Below are 17,273 nucleotides of genomic sequence, written 5' to 3'. Positions count from 1 at the left end.
GGAGGCATTGATGAAAATCCGCATCCCCGTGGTTTTGTTGCTGACGGCCGTGCTGTGCACTCCCGCGGCCCATGCGCTCAAGCTTGGCGACCTCAACGTGGACAAGCTCAAGGAAGTCAAAGGCAAGCTCAAGCCGCTGAAGGAACCCTCCGAGGCCGACGAGATCGAAATCGGCAAGGGCGTGGCTGCCAACCTGCTGGGCGCGGCGCCACCCGTGAATGACCCGCAGCTGCAGGCCTACGTGAATCGCGTCGGCCAATGGGTGGCGATGCACACCGAGCGCCCCGATCTGCCCTGGCACTTCGCCGTGCTCGACACCGATGGCGTGAATGCCTTCGCGACGCCGGGCGGTTACGTCTTCATCACGCGCGGCATGCTGCTGCGCATGCGCGACGAGGCCGAACTGGCTGGCGTGCTGGCGCATGAGGCATCGCATGTGGTGGAAAAACACGCGCTCAAGACCATGCGCAAGGGCACGCTCGCCGGGCTCGCCGGCGATGCCCTCAGTAATTACGCCGAGAAGAAGGGCAAAGAGGAATTCACCAAGATCGTCAGCGCCAGTACCGAGATCTATGCGCGTGGCCTGGATAAGGAAGACGAATATGCCGCCGACCGTGCCGGGGTGGTAATTGCCACCCGTGCCGGCTATGACCCTTATGGCTTGCCCTCGGTATTGCAGACACTCGCCTCCATTAACCCCAAGGATGATGCGGTCGCACTGATGTTCAAAACCCACCCGGACTCCGGAAAACGACTGGAATTGGTATCGAACGCCATGGAAGGCCGGTTAGACAAATTTATTGAAAATCCCAGGGTAGAATCACGATTTTCTTCGATAATTAAATCCCACATAGCCAGCTATAAACCGGATGTGTCCCGACAGGGCAAGTAGTCAAAAACAGGGGTTAGTAAGGGCTTGCAAAACAAGCGCCATTTGTAAACGACTTGACACCCCAATGGGGTAAGAACTAATGTGCACGATAGTGCAACCAAATGTTCCACGTGGAACATAAGTCTTTGATTCAGTAAGCATTTTTTGAACGTTGCGTCAAGGGGTTGGTTGACGGCGTTTGAAAAAAAATGGGCCGGTTTTGGACGCCGGCCCGGTGCTGCGGTAAATGCCATGCTGACACATGGCAGTTGGTCTGGGTTAGTTTTGGAGGTTAACCCTTTCCGAACTCTGTAAAAATTTGGGTGCGCATGATGGGATTCGAACCCACAAACCCTAGCCAGGCGGCTGCTTAGAAGGCAGCTGTGTTTACCATTTTCACCACACGCGCTTCCCAAAACCTTCAAACTCAGCCCGGTTACAGCCGGGCTTTTGTTTTTCAGGCACAACTATTGTGCTGTGGCGCGGTGAAAAAGCAAGCTTGAAATGGTGTTACTTACATGGAAAGGAAACCAGCGAAAAAAGTGGCGAAAAATAAGGCGAATAAGCCTGTCCCTAAAAAAGGGTCAAATCCTCGTCATAAAGAAGCTTTCAACCAACTTTTGTCTGATGCCGTTTTTGGCGTCAGAAAAAAATAATGAAAATAAAACTCCCAGAGCCAAACCAGCTTTCACTTATTTACAGTGGACCAGCGGTGGAATCTGGCGAGATGGACGCCTACGAGGCCGGGGCCAGCATTATGGCCTTTGGAGATTTCTTGGGGATCGTTGCTCGTGCCGCCTATGGCGACAATGCCAAGATCAAAACAAATATCCAAGGAGTTGGAAAAGGTTCTTTCGAGATAGATTTTTCAATTCATGCGGCCGGGATTGCCGCGACAATTTTTTCTGGTATCTCTGGCCCTAAAGACCTTTGCGAACTTATCTCACAGAGTTTTTCTATTTGGAAATTACTGCGTGGCGAGACACCTACCAAATTTTCTATCGAAGGCGATAGGTTAATCGTTGAAACGAACAACGGAACGATCAACTATTTTCACGCTGATGTAGCGAAGATTGTCACCGATGAAAAAGCCGGTGAGGCAGTAGGACGTTTTGTAAAAAAGAATTTAGAGAACGATATTGAACAAGTAAGAATTACCTCTGGAAGTAAGCAAATAGCCGAAGCAAAAAAGGACGAAGCATCTTCTTTTGTGACGGTTCCGACAGAATCTTTATTTTCTGAAAACACCATAAAACAAGGCTTAATCATTGAATCTGCGGTTTTTAAAGAAGGCAATATGTGGAAGTTCTATGACGGCCAAACCAGCTTTTCCGCTGCGATCGATGATTTGAATTTTTTAAGCCGCGTAGATTCTGGAGAAGAGAGATTTGGTAAAGGTGATATGTTGATTGTTGATCTCTTAATTAAACAGTCAAAGACATTAGGCTCGTTCAAAACAGAACGCCGAGTTAAAAAAGTAATCGAACATAGGACAATCAAACAGCAGTCTCTTTTTTAGCAAGGTGTGAAAGCATTCGGTAAAACATAGTGCCGGGTTCTTTCCGATGGTTGTATCGGAAACCAAATTCCTCGATGTAGTTCTGTAAGTATTTCGGCGACACGGACATGTGCGTGGAACGGATGCCACCTTTCAGGTGCTTCCAGAAATTCTCTATGTTGTTCACATGAAACAGGCCGTTCACATACTGCTTTTGCCTGTGAGAAACTTTGCCATGTTGGTATCCGTAAACCGGAAGCACGTTGTAAGCACTTAATTCATCGGTGCTGATGGTGCTGCCGTACTCGACGTTTTCTCTGATGATCGGTTTCAAAGTACGCCGTTTCACGTCTGGCACGATCTGACCCTTGAATGGGCCGCCGCGCTGAATCATGCCCATGACGATGGTCTTGTTGTCGCCTGACAAGGCACCATGACGACCCTTGCCGGTGGCCTTGCCGCCGATGTAGGTCTCGTCTATTTCGACGTGGCCGGAGAGCGGCCCGTTGAGTTCGTTTCTTTCGCCCATGAGCTTGCGTATCTCATGGCCGATGCGCCAGGCGGTCTTGTAGGTTACGCCTAGCTGCCGCTGAAGCTCTTTGGCCGACACGCCGTTGCGAGTGGCCGTCATGAGGTACATGGCATGAAACCAGAGCGTCAGGGGCGTTGAGGACTTCTCAAACGGGGTTCCAACGCAGGGGTAGACGTGATGCCCGCACCACTGGCAGGCAAAGGCCCGCCGACCGGTGATTGGGTGGAAATGAGTAGATTTCCCACATTTGTCACAAATCGGCTCGTTTCCGTACCGGAGTTCCATGATTCTGGCCAAACAGGCCGCATCATCTGGGAAATCTTCGACAAAGTTTTTGTGGGTGTATTTCATGATAAATCGCCGTTTTTGTAAGTGGTTGATTTACTGAAACTCTATCAGATTTTATACTTGCTGTCAAGGGATACATCCGCTATAAACCGGTTAAATCAAATTAGAAATTACCACTTTATACATATCGCAGTTATATTTTCACTTTGGCAATCTTTCTGACATTAGTGGGGTAATTGCTGTCAATAAATTCTGAAAAAGTCCTTTTTGTGTCTTTTCTTGCTCTGAAAGCAGGGCCTTCACATGCATACGCTGAGTTGGCATGCTGAAACAGGCCGGGCAGTTATCCATGGTGGCGGGGAGCCCGGAGCGGATAGCAAAATCCCGGGTCTGGCGTTCACGCGCATACACCAGCGGGCGAATGATGCGCAAGTCGCCGGCGTCGTTGACGTAATGCGCCTTCATGGTGCGCAGGCTGCCGCCGTAAAAGGCGCTCATCAGAAATGACTCGGCCAGATCGTCCAGATGATGTGCCAGCGCCAGCACGTTGTAGCCCTGTTCCCGGGCGGTGGCATACAGAATGCCGCGCCGCATGCGCGAGCAATAGGCGCAGAAAGAATCGCCGCGCATGGTCTTGAGTGCGCGGCCGACGATGTCCTGGCGCCGGTAATAGTACGGAACACCCAGGGCCGCGACGTAGTCCTTGAGATAAGAAGGATCGAAGCCCTCGATGCAGGGATCGACCGTAGCCGCCCCCAGTTCGAAACGCACCGGGGCCTTGTCGCGCAACTCAAGCAACACGTGCAGGAGCGACAGGCTGTCCTTGCCGCCGGAAAGTCCGAGCAGAACACGGTCGCCCGGGCGTATCATGGAAAAGTCCGCAATGGCCGAACCGACCGACCGCAACAAGGGCCTTGGCGGGCGGGGTCGGGTTACCGGCTTGGGCAAGACGCTGGCAGGGAGCATAATCTGCCAAGTATGCCCAATCCGGACCCGGTGCGCATACCCCGATATATGAGGATCGCATGAGCGAAACCGTCAAAACCCTGAGTCCCAAGGAGGCGCACAAATTCCTCCAGGATCATCCTAACGCACTGCTGGTGGACGTGCGCTCGCACATGGAATTCCTGTTTGTCGGGCATCCCGCGGGGGCCATTCATATTCCCTGGATCGACGAGCCGGATTGGAAAGTGAATCCTCACTTTGTCACCCTGGTGCGCCAGGCCATGCTGGGCGGTGCGGGCGGTGCGGCACCGGTCGTGCTGATCTGCCGCAGCGGGGTGCGCTCGCTCGAGGCCGGCAAGCTGCTGCTCGAGGCCGGGATCAGCGACGTCTACAACGTGGCCGAAGGTTTCGAGGGGCAACTGGATGACAAGCATCATCGCAGCGCCCTCGGGGGCTGGCGCTTCCACGGCCTGCCGTGGGAACAGTGCTGAAGCGGATGGGGGTCGGCTGTCAATTTTTCCCGGGATTGGTAAACTGCGCGGCCTTGCGCGCTAGTCAATCAGAACGAGGTTGTTATGTCGGACGGTTTTCTTTTCACTTCTGAGTCGGTATCCGAAGGTCATCCGGACAAAGTCTGCGACCAGGTCTCGGACGCCGTGCTGGACGCCATCCTGACGCAGGACAAGACCGCGCGCGTGGCGTGTGAAACGCTGGTAAAGAACAACCTCGTGGTGCTGGCGGGTGAGATCACCACCAAGGCCAACGTGGATTTCGACAAGGTGGTGCGTGAGGTGGTGCGCCACATCGGCTACACCGACGAGATGGGCTTCGGCCCGAATAGCTGCACCGTGCTCACCGCCATCGGCCGCCAGTCGCCTGACATCGCCGCCGGCGTGGATGAGGGCAAGGGTCTCGACCTCGAACAGGGCGCCGGCGACCAGGGCCTGATGTTCGGCTATGCCACCAGCGAGACCGACGTGCTCATGCCCATGCCGATCACACTGGCGCATCGCCTGGTGAAGCGGCAGGCCGAGGTGCGCAAGAGCAAACTCAACTGGCTGCGCCCGGACGCCAAGTCGCAGGTCACCGTAAAGTACGTGAATAACCAGCCGGCCGGCATCGACGCCGTAGTGCTTTCGACCCAGCATGCCCCGGGCGTCAAATACGACACCCTGAAGGAAGCCGTGATCGAGGAAATCGTGAAACCGGTGCTGCCGAAAGAATGGCTCACCCGTGACACCAAGTATTTCATCAACCCGACCGGCTCTTTCGAGATCGGCGGCCCGGTGGGTGACGCCGGCCTGACCGGCCGCAAGATCATTGTCGACACCTACGGCGGCATGGCGCGCCACGGCGGCGGTGCTTTCTCCGGCAAGGATCCGTCCAAGGTCGACCGCTCGGCGGCCTACGCCGGGCGTTACGTCGCCAAGAACGTCGTCGCCGCGGGCCTGGCCACGCGTTGCGAGATCCAGATCGCCTACGCCATCGGCGTGGCCAAACCGGTGTCGGTGCATGTCGACACCTTCGGCACCGGCGCGATTCCGGATGCGAAGATCGCCGAACTGGTGATCAAACATTTCGACCTGCGGCCCAAGGGCATCGTGCAGATGCTCGACCTGCTGCGCCCGGTGTATCTGGCGACCGCGGCCTACGGCCATTTCGGCCGCACCGAAGCCGGCTTCAGCTGGGAGCGCACCGACAAAGCCGAGGCCCTGCGCGAAGCCGCCGGTCTCAAGGCCAGGAGCGCGGCCACCGCGTAATCTTTCACCGTCGCCGCAACACGCGGCGAGGCGTTGCCCTCCGAGGAGCGTTGCAACCCCCAAGCTCGACGCTGGGGCCAGGCTCGGAGGGAACGTCAGTCAAAAAAACGGCGCTCGCTCAATCCGTACAGGAGCCAGCATCATGAACGCTGTCGTCAATCCGAAGTTCTCCGACTACAAAGTCGCCGACATCAACCTCGCCAGCTGGGGCCGCAAGGAAATCCAGATCGCCGAGACCGAGATGCCCGGCCTCATGGCCTTGCGCGAAGAGTACGCCGCCAAGCAGCCGCTCAAGGGCGCGCGCATCGCCGGCTCGCTGCACATGACCATCCAGACCGCGGTGCTGATCGAGACGCTCAAGGCGCTCGGCGCCGACATCCGCTGGGCCTCGTGCAACATCTACTCCACCCAGGATCATGCCGCCTCCGCGATCGCCGCCTCCGGCACGCCGGTGTTTGCCTTCAAGGGCGAGAACCTCGAGGAATACTGGGACTACACCCATCGCATTTTCGAGTGGGCCGACGGCGGCACGCCCAACATGATCCTCGATGACGGCGGCGACGCCACGCTGCTGATCACGCTCGGATCGCGCGCCGAGAAGGACGCTTCGCTCATTTCCAAGCCGACCTGCGAGGAAGAACGCGTGCTGTTCGCCTCGATCAGGAAGCGCCTCGAAACCAAGCCCGGCTGGTACTCGAACATTCTCAAGAACATCCGCGGCGTCACCGAAGAAACGACCACGGGCGTGCACCGCCTGTATCAGATGGAGAAGGAGGGACGGCTGCCGTTCCCGGCCTTCAACGTCAACGACTCCGTCACCAAGTCCAAGTTCGACAACCTGTACGGCTGCCGCGAATCGCTGATCGACGGCATCAAGCGCGCCACCGACGTCATGATCGCCGGCAAGATCTGCCTGGTGCTCGGCTACGGCGACGTGGGCAAGGGCTGCGCCCAGGCCTTCCGCGGCATGGGCGCGACCGTGTGGGTCACCGAGATCGACCCGATCTGCGCGCTACAGGCCTCAATGGAAGGTTACCGCGTGGTCACCATGGACGAGGCCGCGGCACACGCCGATATCTTCGTCACCGCCACCGGTAACGTGCATGTCATCAACCATGACCACATGAAGGCGATGAAAAACGAGGCCATCGTGTGCAACATCGGTCACTTCGACTCCGAGATCGACATCGCCTCGCTTGAGAAGAATTACAAGTGGGAAGAGATCAAGCCGCAAGTGGATCACGTGATCTTCCCCGACGGCAAGAAAATCATCGTGCTGGCCAAGGGCCGGCTGGTGAACCTCGGCTGCGCCACCGGCCATCCCTCGTTCGTGATGTCGGCGTCGTTCTCGAACCAGACCATCGCGCAGATGGAGCTGTTCCAGAATGCCGCCAAATACGAGAAGAAGGTGTACGTGCTGCCAAAGCAGCTGGACGAGAAAGTGGCGCGCCTGCATCTGAAGAAAATCGGCGCCCACCTCACACCGCTGTCCAAGACCCAAGCCGATTACATCGGCGTACCGGTCGACGGCCCGTACAAGCCGGATCACTATCGGTATTAACGTAGGATGGGTTGAGCGCAGCGAAACCCATCGTCAACGCAAAATGAATGATCGTTGGGTTTCGGCGCACCGCGCCTCAACCCAACCTACGTTATAAGATGCCATGGAATCGCAAAAAAAATCTTCGCGCAATTTCAGCTTCGAGTTTTTCCCGCCGCGCAACGAGGACGGGCGCGCCAAGCTGCGCGAAACCGTGGAACAGCTGGCGCAGCTGAAGCCCAAGTTTTTCTCCGTCACCTTCGGCGCCGGCGGCAGCACGCGCGAGGGCACCTACGAAACCGTCAAGAGCATCCAGGCCATGGGCCAGCAGGCCGCGCCGCACATTTCCTGCATCGGCACCACGCGTGCCGACATCCGGGCGCTGCTCGATTCCTACCGGAAGCTCGGCATCCGTCATCTCGTGACGCTGCGCGGCGACCTGCCGAAGGACGCGCCCAAGACCGGCGGTGATTTTCATTATGCCAACGAGCTGGTCAGCTTCATCCGCGCCGAGACCGGCGGCGAGTTTTATCTGGAGGTGGCGGCCTATCCGGAGTTCCATCCGGAATCACCCAGCCCCGAGTCCGACATCCGTCACTTTGCCGACAAAGTCCGTGCCGGGGCCAATTCGGCCATGACCCAGTATTTTTACAACGTGGATGCCTACTGGCGTTTCGTCGAGGAAGCGGCTGCGCAGGGGGTGAATGTGCCGATCGTGCCGGGCATCATGCCGATCACGAATTACAAGCAGCTCACGCGGTTTTCCGATGCCTGCGGCGCCGAGATCCCGCGCTGGATCCGCCGGCGGCTGGAAGGTTTCGGCGAGGACCTCGACTCCATCCGCGCCTTCGGGCTGGACGTCACCACCGTCCTGTGCGACAAACTGCTCGAGGGCGGTGCGCCCGGCCTGCACTTCTACACCCTCAACCGCGCCGGACCGACCTGCACCGTATGGGAGCGGCTCGGCCTCTGACCTCGCCACCGACCAAGGACATGGTCCCCAAAACCAACGAACTGACCGCGCGCCTGCCGGCGAACAAGCCATTGCCGGTGCGCGCCTGTTTTCTGGGCGAACGCCTGAACCTGCGCGGACTGCCCGAGCCCGCGGTGACGCTCGGTCCGCTGACCTTGCCGGCCGGAGAGGCGGGGATGGCAGTACTGTTCCGTTACGGAGCGGTGGTGTTGCTCAACCTGACCGAAGCGGAGCAGAAAATTTTTCTCAAGGAACTGCGTCCGCGCGTGGAGAGCCCGCTGCGCCGCATGGAAACCGAGGATGCCCAGCTGTACGTCGTCGGCAAGCAGCCGGAGGGCGTCACACCCGAAGGCATCGGCATCGCCGACCTGGCGCTGGCGCGGCTGCAGATCGTGGCCATCGCGCTGGCACGCAGCGTGGCCCTGGCCTACTACGAAAACGCCATGGCCGGCGCCTTCGACCTGATCGAGCCGCTGGCGCGGCGCCTGGAGAACCCGCGCGGCGGCGGGCGGCGGCTGCGCGAACTGCTGCGCCACATCGGCGGTTCCCTGCTGGTGCAGCAACGCATGATCGGGCGCGTCGAGATCCAGGACAAGCCCGACCTGCTGTGGGACCACCCGGAGGTCGAGCGCCTGTACCTGCACCTGGAAAACGAGTACGAGCTGCGCGAGCGCAACACCGTGCTCGAACGCAAACTCGCGCTCATCAACCAGACCGCCGAGACCGTGGTGAACCTGATGCAGAACCGCAGCATGCTGCGGGTCGAATGGTATATCGTGGTCCTGATCGTGGTTTCCGTGCTGCTGTCGATCTACTCCATGCTGCCGGCCCACTGAAGCGCCGGGCGACCTGACCGCCGTGCACAAACTTTTTCCCGCCATCCAACCCTACGCCACGCACCGGCTGCGCGTCGACGCGACGCACGAACTGCATGTCGAGGAGTGCGGCAACGTCAACGGCCTGCCGGTGCTGTTCGTGCACGGCGGGCCCGGCGCCGGTTGCGAGGAGGCGCATCGCCGTTTTTTTGATCCCAACGTCTATCGCATCATCCTGTTCGACCAGCGCGGCGCGGGCCGCTCCACGCCGCACGCCAGCCTCGATGCCAACACCACGCAGGACCTGGTCGCCGACATGGAAAAGATCCGCGCGCACCTCGGCGTGGATCGCTGGGTGCTGTTCGGCGGCTCGTGGGGCTCGACGCTGTCGCTGGTCTATGCCGAAACCCACCCGGCGCGCGTGCTCGGGCTGATCCTGCGCGGCATCTTTTTGTGCCGTCCCTGGGAGATCCGCTGGTTCTACCAGGAGGGTGCCAACCGCATATTTCCCGATTACTGGCAGGACTTCATCGCGCCGATCCCGGAGTCCGAGCGCCATGACCTGTTGCACGCGCATCACCGGCGCCTGACCGGTGCGGACGAAGTGGCGCGCATGGCCAGCGCCAAGGCCTGGTCGCTGTGGGAAGGTCGCGCCGCGACGCTGTTGCCGAACAGGCACGTGGTGGAATTTTTCGGTGCGCCGCGCACGGCGTTGTCGCTGGCGCGCATCGAGGCGCATTATTTCGTGCACGACAGTTTTCTCGGACCGGAACAGATTTTACGCAACGCCCCGGCGCTGGCCGGCATTCCCGGCACCATCGTGCACGGCCGTTACGACATGGTCTGCCCGCTGCAAAATGCCCGGGAACTGGTGCAGGCGTGGCCCGAGGCCCGGCTCGACATCATCCCGAATGCGGGTCATTCGGCCATGGAAACAGGCATTATCAACGCCCTGGTCAAGGCCACGATCGACATGGCCACGCAACTGGGACGGCCGCCGCAGGCCGGCTGATGGCGATCTACGCCATCGGCGACGTGCAGGGCTGCTATACGCCGCTGCAAAAATTGCTGGTGCGCCTGCGTTTCGATCCGGCGCAGGATTACCTGTGGTTCACCGGCGACCTGGTCAACCGCGGGCCGCAATCCCTCGAGGTGCTGCGTTTCGTCATGGGTCTCCATGACCATGCTGTGTGCGTGCTCGGCAACCATGATCTGCACCTGCTCGCCGTCGCGGCCGGCACAGCCAAATCCGGAAAGCACGATACGCTGGATGAAATTCTGCGCGCGCCCGATCGCGACGAATTATTGCGCTGGCTGCGTGAGTGTCCCCTGCTGCACCACGATACCGATCTCGGCTACACATTGATTCACGCCGGTCTGTTGCCGCCGTGGGATCTTGCGCAAGCACAACGGTTGGCACGAGAGGCCGAGACAACGTTGCGCAGCGACAACTACCGGGAATTTTTTCATCACATGTATGGCGACCTGCCCGATCACTGGAATGAAAATCTGCTCGGCTTCGACCGGTTGCGTGTGATCGTCAACGCGTTCACGCGGCTGCGCTACTGCGATCTCGACGGCAACATGAATCTGCGTCCGAAAGGTCCTCCCGGCAGTCAGCCGCCGGATCTGTTGCCCTGGTTCCAGGTTCCCGGGCGGCGCAGCCACGGGCTCAAAATTGTTTTCGGGCACTGGTCCGCGCTGGGTCTGTGGCGGGGGGAAGGCGTCATCGGTCTCGACAGCGGTTGTCTCTGGGGCCGCTCACTTTCCGCCGCGCGCCTGGATATCGAGCCGGTGGAATTTTTCAGTATCGACTGCGATCCGCGTCGCTCACCGCATGCCGTTTGAGATGGGTTAATGACTGCCTACCTACGCTTCGCTTCGTTCGTCCGTTCATAATTCATGACCTGGCTGGCTGATCTGGTTCTCGCTTTGCATGCAGCGTTTATTCTGTTTGTTGTCGGCGGTCAGGCTTTAATCACGACCGGCTGGATGTTGGGCTGGGCCTGGACACGTCACTGGTGGTTTCGCTTGTTGCATCTGCTTGCCATCGGCTTTGTAATGCTGCAGGCCTGGTTCGGTGTGATCTGCCCGCTCACGACGTTGGAAAACTTTTTTCGTGATGCGGCAGATATTGCGACATATGAAAACGGTTTCATTCGTCACTGGGTGCGCGAGCTGGTTTTCTACACCGCGCCCGATTGGGTATTCACGCTGGTTTATACGGTCTTTGCCGGGCTCGTGGTGCTGATCTGGTTTGTCTATCCTCCCCGCCGGAAACTTTAGTGATACCCTAGCGCACTAACGTTAAGACAAAATAATCCCCGCCAAGATTCAGGTGCCGCCCACATGACCGCCAGCGACAAACACCAGATCCAGATCGACGTGCGCACCTCTTATCTTCCCGGCCAGTCCGAGCCGGGCCAGAACCGTTATGTTTTCGCTTATACCATCACCATCACCAATTCCGGCTCGGTACCGGCGCGCCTGGTGACACGACACTGGATCATTACCGACGCCAACGAGCAGAAACGCGAGGTCCATGGCGAGGGTGTCGTGGGGGAGCAACCTTATCTCCTGCCCGGCACGAGTTTTCAGTACACGAGCGGTACGATCCTGGAAACGCCGGTTGGCACGATGCAGGGTAGTTACCAGATGATAGCCGATGATGGCACCGCGTTCGATGCTGAAATACCCTCTTTCACGCTGAGTATTCCGCGCACCCTGCACTGAAGCGCTGCGGTGTAATCCGCTGCAGGGGATACGAACGAATCAAATATCCAGGTTGGATACGTCGAGGGCGTTCTTTTCGATGAACTCGCGCCGGGGTTCCACCTGCTCGCCCATGAGGGTGGTGAAGACGTCGTCGGCGGCCACGCCATCTTCGATATTGACCTTGAGCAGGCGCCGCATCTGCGGGTCCATGGTGGTCTCCCACAGCTGTTCCGGATTCATCTCGCCCAAGCCCTTGTAACGCTGGATCGTCTGGCCGCGCTTGGCCTCGGCCATCAGCCATTCCAGCATGGCGCCGATATCGGCGACCTTCTGGTTTTTGTCGGCGCGCTGGATGGCGGTCTCCGCGGAAAAATACTTTTCCAGTTGTTCGCCCAGTTCGCGCATGGCGCCGTATTCGCCGGAGCCGATGAACTCGGCGTCGATCTTGGTGCGGGTGGTGCTGCCATGCTCATGGCGCGCCAGAATCAGCTCATGCAGGTTGTTGCGCGTGTCGGTACCGACGGTGACGTCGTAACGACTGCCATGGTTCACGGCGTGCGTCAGGCGGTCCTGGAGTTCCTGCGCTATCTTGCCGGCCTGCTTCTTGTCCTTCAACAGCGACGGGGTCAGGCGCGGCATCGTGATCAGGTGCCGCAAGGCATCGGGGTCGTAACGGCGTGCAAGGCGCTTGATTGTCTGCTCCACGGCGAGATGGCGGCGGCAGAGCACGGCGAGCTCCTTGCCTTTCAGTTCCTGGCCGTTGGTGGTGAGCACGGCATCCGTCAGCGCGGCCTCGAGCAGGAATTCCTGCAACTCACCTTCATCCTTCAGATAGCGCTCCTGCTTGCCGTGCTTGATCTTGAACAGCGGCGGTTGAGCGATGTACACATGGCCACGGGTGATCATGTCCGGCATTTGGCGGAAGAAAAACGTCAGCAGCAGGGTGCGAATATGCGAACCGTCGACATCGGCGTCCGTCATCAGTATGATCCGATGATAACGTAACTTATTGATATCAAAATCATTATTACCGATTCCGGTACCGAGCGCGGTAATCAATGTGGCAACTTCCACGGACGATAACATCTTGTCGAAACGGGCCCGCTCGACATTCAGGATCTTGCCCTTGAGCGGGAGCACCGCCTGGAACTTGCGGTCGCGGGCCTGCTTGGCGGAGCCGCCGGCGGAGTCGCCCTCCACCAGGTACAACTCGCATTTGGTTGGGTCGCGCTCCTGGCAATCCGCCAGCTTCCCGGGAAGCCCGGCGAGATCCAGCACACCCTTGCGGCGGGTCATGTCGCGCGCCTTGCGCGCGGCCTCGCGGGCCCGGGCGGCGTCTACGATTTTGCCGGCGATGGCCTTGGCATCGGCCGGGTTCTCTTCCAGAAATTCGGAGAGTTTCTCATTGACGATAGACTCAACGACGCCCTTCACTTCGGAGGATACCAGCTTGTCCTTGGTCTGCGAGGAAAATTTGGGGTCTGGAACCTTGACCGATAACACGGCGATCAGTCCCTCACGGGCATCGTCGCCGCTGATTTCAACCTTCTCTTTTTTGGCGAGGCCGGTCTTTTCGATGAACTGGTTCAGTGTACGTGTCATGGCCGCACGCAAGCCAGCCAGGTGTGTGCCGCCGTCGCGCTGGGGTATGTTGTTGGTGAAGCAGAAAATATTTTCCTGATAGGTGTCGTTCCACTGCAGGCAGAGCTCGACGTTGATCTTGTCGCGTTCGGCCGCGATATAGACTGGCTTCTGATGCAACGGGGTTTTGTTGCGGTTGAGGTGGCCGACGAAAGCCGCGATACCGCCCTTGTACTCGAAAACATCTTCCTTCCCGGTACGTTCGTCCAACAGCGAGATACGTACGCCGGAATTCAGAAACGACAGCTCGCGCAGGCGCTTGGCCAGGGTGTCGTAGTTATAGACCGTATCGGTAAAGATCTTGTTGCTTGGTTTAAACCGCACGTCCGTGCCGGTTTCGCTGCTTTCTCCAATTACCGTGAGCGGGGTTTTGGGTTCGCCCAGATGATATTTCTGCTGGTGAACTTTGCCATCGCGGCGGATGGTGAGCTCAAGCTGGTCGGACAGCGCGTTAACCACAGAAATACCCACACCATGGAGGCCCCCAGAGACCTTGTATGAGTTCTGGTCAAACTTGCCGCCAGCATGCAGTACTGTCATCACCACTTCCGCCGCAGAACGCCCTTCTTCCGGGATTATTTCGGTGGGAATGCCCCGTCCATTGTCCGAAACGGTGATGGAATTGTCAGTGTGAATCGTTACGGAAATCCTGTTGCAATGACCGGCCAAGGCCTCATCGATGGAGTTATCCACAGCTTCGAAAACCATATGATGCAAACCGGTGCCATCGTCAGTGTCACCGATGTACATCCCTGGCCGCTTGCGGACAGCATCAAGGCCCTTCAGGACCTGAATGCTGTGCGAGTCATATGTCGGGGTGGATCCTTTCTTTGCTTGCGTCATTGAATTCCAATTGTGGCTGTTTCACGTGGAACGGCCGCGAGACCGCAGACCGTGGTGTTTCACGTGGAACTAACTGTCGCGGCTGCGTTATAGCCGCATCGGCATTATAACGTACTGGGGGTAAGCCGTGTCCGGAGAAGCCAAGGTACAACTACTATTGGGGTCGTTCAGCCCGAATTCGACTTGGTCCGTATGCAGCGCTGAAATGGCTTCGATCATGTAATTGACGTTAAAGCCAATCTCCATGCCTTCGCCCGAATAATCTGTGCTTATTTCTTCTTGGGCCTCTTCCTGTTCCGGGTTGTGGGCGGTAAACCGCAGTGCTTTGCTGCTCAAACTGAGCCTGACACCACGATACTTCTCGCTCGACAGGATGGCGACGCGCCCCAAGGTCTCGCGGAACAGGTCACGATTCAGCATGATTTTTTTCGACTGCTTGGCAGGAATGACCTTGTTGTAATCCGGGTAGCGGCCATCAATCAACTTGGATGTAAAAATAAACTCACCAGTCCGTGCCCGCAAATGGTTGGTACCAAATTCCAGTTCAACCGGGTCGTCCGTATCTCCAAGAAGGCGCAGCATTTCCTGAACCCCCTTGCGCGGCACGATAACCTGCTTGTCGCCTTTTACATCCTTGTCGAGACCCATTTCAGTGACCGCCATTCGGTGTCCATCGGTGGCGACAGCACGGATTTTCTTGTTCGATACTTCAAGCAGCAATCCGTTGAGGTAGTAGCGCACATCCTGTTGGGCCATGCAGAAATGGGTCTGCTCCAGCAGTTTACGCAACGCCTTCTGACTGAGAGTGAGTGCTTGCTCCCACTGAGAGGCCTGCACAGAAGGGAAATCCGCAACTGCCACTGTCGTCAAGGCAAACCGGCTTTTGCCTGATTTGACGATAGCCTTCTCACCTTCTTTTTTAATGGTGATCTCGGCATCAGCGGGAAGTGCTCGGCAGATATCAAACAGCTTGCGCGCGGGCAGGGTCATTTCCACGTTGCCTGCGCCGGCTTTACTGACTTTGGCGATTATCTCGATTTCAAGATCGGTGCCAGTAAGCGCCATTTCACCGCCCTGTTGCCGTAACAGAACATACGAAAGCACCGGCAGGGTTTGGCGTCGTTCGACAACACCCGTGACATAACCCAAAGGTTTCAGCAAATCCTCGCGTGTTATGGTGATCTGCATGCTTTCTAATTAATTCCTTTTTTAAAAGATAATTACTTGTAATTAAGCGGGGCTGATTTTGTGGATAAGTCAGCTTCCCGCCGATAGACAAGGCCCGTGCAGGACTGACAGCATGTTAGCAACCTTGCCAAGGTTTGTGCATATCACTGACGAAGGCTGAATGATAACGGCTCACGCGTGTTCTACAAATAAAATTCACAGAGTTATCCCAAGCATCAGGTTGTCAGAATACGCATCAGATTGCTGTAGTCTTCGTTCATTCTGGAGTCCTTGGATTTCAGCTCGGAAATCTTGCGACAGGCGTGCAGCACTGTAGTGTGATCGCGGCCGCCAAATGCTTCACCGATCTCAGGCAGGCTGTGTTCTGTCAATTCCTTGGCCAGCGCCATGGCAACCTGGCGCGGCCGCGCAACCTGGCGCGAGCGGCTTTTGGAGTGCAGGTCCGAGATCCGGATCTTGTAATACTCGGCAACCATTTTCTGAATGTTGTTGATCGTGACCAAGCGATCCTGAAAAGAGATCAGGTCTTTCAGGCTCTCGCTGACAAGCGAAATGTCAATGGCCCGGCCGGTAAAAAAGGCACTCGCCAAAATCCGGCGTAATGCACCTTCAAGCTCGCGCACATTCGATCGTGCCCGTTTGGCCACAAAAAAAGCCATATCCTCAGGCAGATCAACACCCTCCTGTTTGGCCTTCTTGATCAAAATCGCCACCCGGGTTTCAAGCTCCGGTGGCTCGATCGACACGATCAACCCGGAACCGAAGCGCGAGATCAAACGCTCCTCAACGCCAGTCAGCTCCTTGGGAAAACGGTCGGCGGTAATGATAACCTGGCGCTTGGACTCTTGTAACGCATTGAATGTATGGAACAATTCTTCTTGTGAGCGTTCCTTGCCGACAAAAAACTGGATGTCGTCAATCAATAGCGCGTCAAGATTGCGGTATAGCTTTTTGAAGTCATTGATGGCGTTGTGCTGAAACGCCTTAACCATATCGGCGACAAAACGCTCGGAATGGACATAGGCAATGTTGGCGTCCGGCCGGTGCTTGAGCATCAGGTTGCCCGCCGCGTGCATGAGATGGGTCTTACCCAGACCGACTCCGCCGTAGATGAACAGCGGATTGTAGGCGCCGCCGGGATTTTCACCCACTTGCCTGGCGGCAGCGCGCGCCAACTGGTTGGATTTGCCCTCAACATGGGTCTCGAAGGTGAAGTCCGGGTTCAGGCGGCCAATGATGGACGGCGTCTTGGGTGGGGCGACCGCCTCCACGCGTGTGGCGGCGGTTTTAGCGACACCGGCCGGGGGCCGCGACTGGCTGCCGACCTCGACCTGGACGCTGAGCGCACCGCCGCTGTACTCGCTGCTAAGCTCCGCGATGCGCTCCAGAAACCGCTCGCGCACCCAGTCCACCACGAAACGGTTGGGCGCCAGCAGTCGCAGCATCTGGTTGTCCTGCACCGCGTGCAGCGGGCGCAGCCAGGTGTTGAATTGTTGCGCGGACAATTCTTCTTCCAGCCTTTCCAGGCATTTTTTCCAAACCGGCGACTGCATCTTTTTTGTTTCACGCGACAACGAGGGGAGCGGAAGTCTAGCCAGTAAAGCAGCAGTTATCCACAGGCGATATACGTCATGAGTAATTACAGGCAGTTAGCAGAATAATGT

17 protein-coding genes, 1 tRNA gene and 1 riboswitch are annotated in these 17,273 nt (G+C 57.7%); of the genes, 12 read left to right on the top strand and 6 right to left on the bottom strand.

Features of this window, described 5'->3' with window-relative positions; all coding sequences use genetic code 11:
• Positions 1 to 10 precede the first annotated feature (10 nt).
• Positions 11 to 892, top strand: a complete 882-nt coding sequence (locus SCL_RS00085; RefSeq protein WP_096359029.1) for a M48 family metallopeptidase — start codon at positions 11 to 13, stop codon at positions 890 to 892.
• 303 nt (positions 893 to 1,195) lie between these two features.
• Here the strand turns inward: SCL_RS00085 and SCL_RS00080 are convergent.
• A tRNA-Arg gene (locus tag SCL_RS00080) sits at positions 1,196 to 1,280 on the bottom strand.
• 109 nt (positions 1,281 to 1,389) lie between these two features.
• On the opposite strand from SCL_RS00080, the gene SCL_RS14195 reads away from it, so the two are divergent.
• On the top strand, positions 1,390 to 1,527 hold the full coding sequence (locus SCL_RS14195; protein ID WP_172425849.1) for a hypothetical protein: 138 nt from the start codon (positions 1,390 to 1,392) through the stop codon (positions 1,525 to 1,527).
• Positions 1,527 to 2,390, top strand: coding sequence for an LAPAL motif-containing putative phage structural protein (locus SCL_RS00075; protein WP_096359028.1), 864 nt, complete (start codon positions 1,527 to 1,529; stop codon positions 2,388 to 2,390). Before SCL_RS14195 ends, SCL_RS00075 begins: the two co-directional genes overlap by 1 nt.
• On the opposite strand, the gene SCL_RS00070 is transcribed toward SCL_RS00075, so the two are convergent.
• Positions 2,368 to 3,252: an IS1595 family transposase gene (locus SCL_RS00070; RefSeq protein ID WP_096359027.1), complete on the bottom strand. Its 885-nt coding sequence runs from the start codon at positions 3,250 to 3,252 to the stop codon at positions 2,368 to 2,370. The two genes, SCL_RS00075 and SCL_RS00070, sit on opposite strands and share 23 nt — an antisense overlap.
• Before the next feature lie 138 nt (positions 3,253 to 3,390).
• Complete coding sequence (locus SCL_RS00065) at positions 3,391 to 4,155, bottom strand: tRNA 2-thiocytidine biosynthesis TtcA family protein (RefSeq protein WP_096359026.1); 765 nt, start codon at positions 4,153 to 4,155, stop codon at positions 3,391 to 3,393.
• Between the two features lie 59 nt (positions 4,156 to 4,214).
• Between SCL_RS00065 and SCL_RS00060 the strand changes: the two genes are divergently transcribed.
• The 9 genes from SCL_RS00060 to apaG all read left to right on the top strand — a co-directional run bounded on the left by SCL_RS00060 (position 4,215) and on the right by apaG (position 11,955).
• Positions 4,215 to 4,625, top strand: coding sequence for a rhodanese-like domain-containing protein (locus tag SCL_RS00060; protein ID WP_096359025.1), 411 nt, complete (start codon positions 4,215 to 4,217; stop codon positions 4,623 to 4,625).
• 84 nt (positions 4,626 to 4,709) lie between these two features.
• Positions 4,710 to 5,894, top strand: coding sequence for a methionine adenosyltransferase (gene metK / locus SCL_RS00055; RefSeq protein WP_096359024.1), 1,185 nt, complete (start codon positions 4,710 to 4,712; stop codon positions 5,892 to 5,894).
• Between the two features lie 36 nt (positions 5,895 to 5,930).
• A riboswitch (S-adenosyl-L-homocysteine riboswitch) is annotated at positions 5,931 to 6,017 on the top strand.
• 19 nt (positions 6,018 to 6,036) lie between these two features.
• Positions 6,037 to 7,455 carry an adenosylhomocysteinase gene (ahcY, locus tag SCL_RS00050; protein WP_096359023.1) on the top strand — a complete coding sequence of 473 codons (1,419 nt, stop codon included), beginning with the start codon at positions 6,037 to 6,039 and terminating at the stop codon, positions 7,453 to 7,455.
• 103 nt (positions 7,456 to 7,558) lie between these two features.
• A complete protein-coding gene (metF, locus tag SCL_RS00045) occupies positions 7,559 to 8,407 on the top strand; it encodes a methylenetetrahydrofolate reductase [NAD(P)H] (protein ID WP_096359022.1) in 849 nt (282 codons plus the stop codon).
• A 20-nt stretch (positions 8,408 to 8,427) separates the two neighbouring features.
• On the top strand, positions 8,428 to 9,243 hold the full coding sequence (locus SCL_RS00040) for an RMD1 family protein (protein WP_172425848.1): 816 nt from the start codon (positions 8,428 to 8,430) through the stop codon (positions 9,241 to 9,243).
• A 22-nt stretch (positions 9,244 to 9,265) separates the two neighbouring features.
• Positions 9,266 to 10,234, top strand: a complete 969-nt coding sequence (pip, locus tag SCL_RS00035) for a prolyl aminopeptidase (protein WP_096359020.1) — start codon at positions 9,266 to 9,268, stop codon at positions 10,232 to 10,234.
• Positions 10,234 to 11,070: a symmetrical bis(5'-nucleosyl)-tetraphosphatase gene (locus SCL_RS00030; protein WP_096359019.1), complete on the top strand. Its 837-nt coding sequence runs from the start codon at positions 10,234 to 10,236 to the stop codon at positions 11,068 to 11,070. The genes pip and SCL_RS00030 overlap by 1 nt, the downstream gene beginning before the upstream one ends.
• Positions 11,071 to 11,124: 54 nt before the next feature.
• Positions 11,125 to 11,508 carry a DUF2784 domain-containing protein gene (locus SCL_RS00025; RefSeq protein WP_096359018.1) on the top strand — a complete coding sequence of 128 codons (384 nt, stop codon included), beginning with the start codon at positions 11,125 to 11,127 and terminating at the stop codon, positions 11,506 to 11,508.
• 63 nt (positions 11,509 to 11,571) lie between these two features.
• Positions 11,572 to 11,955: a Co2+/Mg2+ efflux protein ApaG gene (gene apaG / locus SCL_RS00020; protein WP_096359017.1), complete on the top strand. Its 384-nt coding sequence runs from the start codon at positions 11,572 to 11,574 to the stop codon at positions 11,953 to 11,955.
• 39 nt (positions 11,956 to 11,994) lie between these two features.
• Here the strand turns inward: apaG and gyrB are convergent, their stop codons facing one another.
• From gyrB to dnaA, 3 genes are all read right to left on the bottom strand, one after another.
• Entirely contained in the window at positions 11,995 to 14,421 is a 2,427-nt protein-coding gene (gene gyrB / locus SCL_RS00015) for a DNA topoisomerase (ATP-hydrolyzing) subunit B (protein WP_096359016.1), read from the bottom strand.
• 87 nt (positions 14,422 to 14,508) lie between these two features.
• Complete coding sequence (dnaN, locus tag SCL_RS00010; protein ID WP_096359015.1) at positions 14,509 to 15,609, bottom strand: DNA polymerase III subunit beta; 1,101 nt, start codon at positions 15,607 to 15,609, stop codon at positions 14,509 to 14,511.
• Positions 15,610 to 15,824: 215 nt separating this feature from the next.
• On the bottom strand, positions 15,825 to 17,162 hold the full coding sequence (dnaA, locus tag SCL_RS00005) for a chromosomal replication initiator protein DnaA (protein ID WP_096361771.1): 1,338 nt from the start codon (positions 17,160 to 17,162) through the stop codon (positions 15,825 to 15,827).
• Positions 17,163 to 17,273 lie beyond the last annotated feature (111 nt).

The sequence above is a fragment of the Sulfuricaulis limicola genome (assembly GCF_002355735.1).
Classification (GTDB): Bacteria; Pseudomonadota; Gammaproteobacteria; order Acidiferrobacterales; family Sulfurifustaceae; genus Sulfuricaulis; species Sulfuricaulis limicola.
Note: the sequence above shows the minus strand (reverse complement) of the source record. Positions and strands in the feature narration are given on the sequence as shown.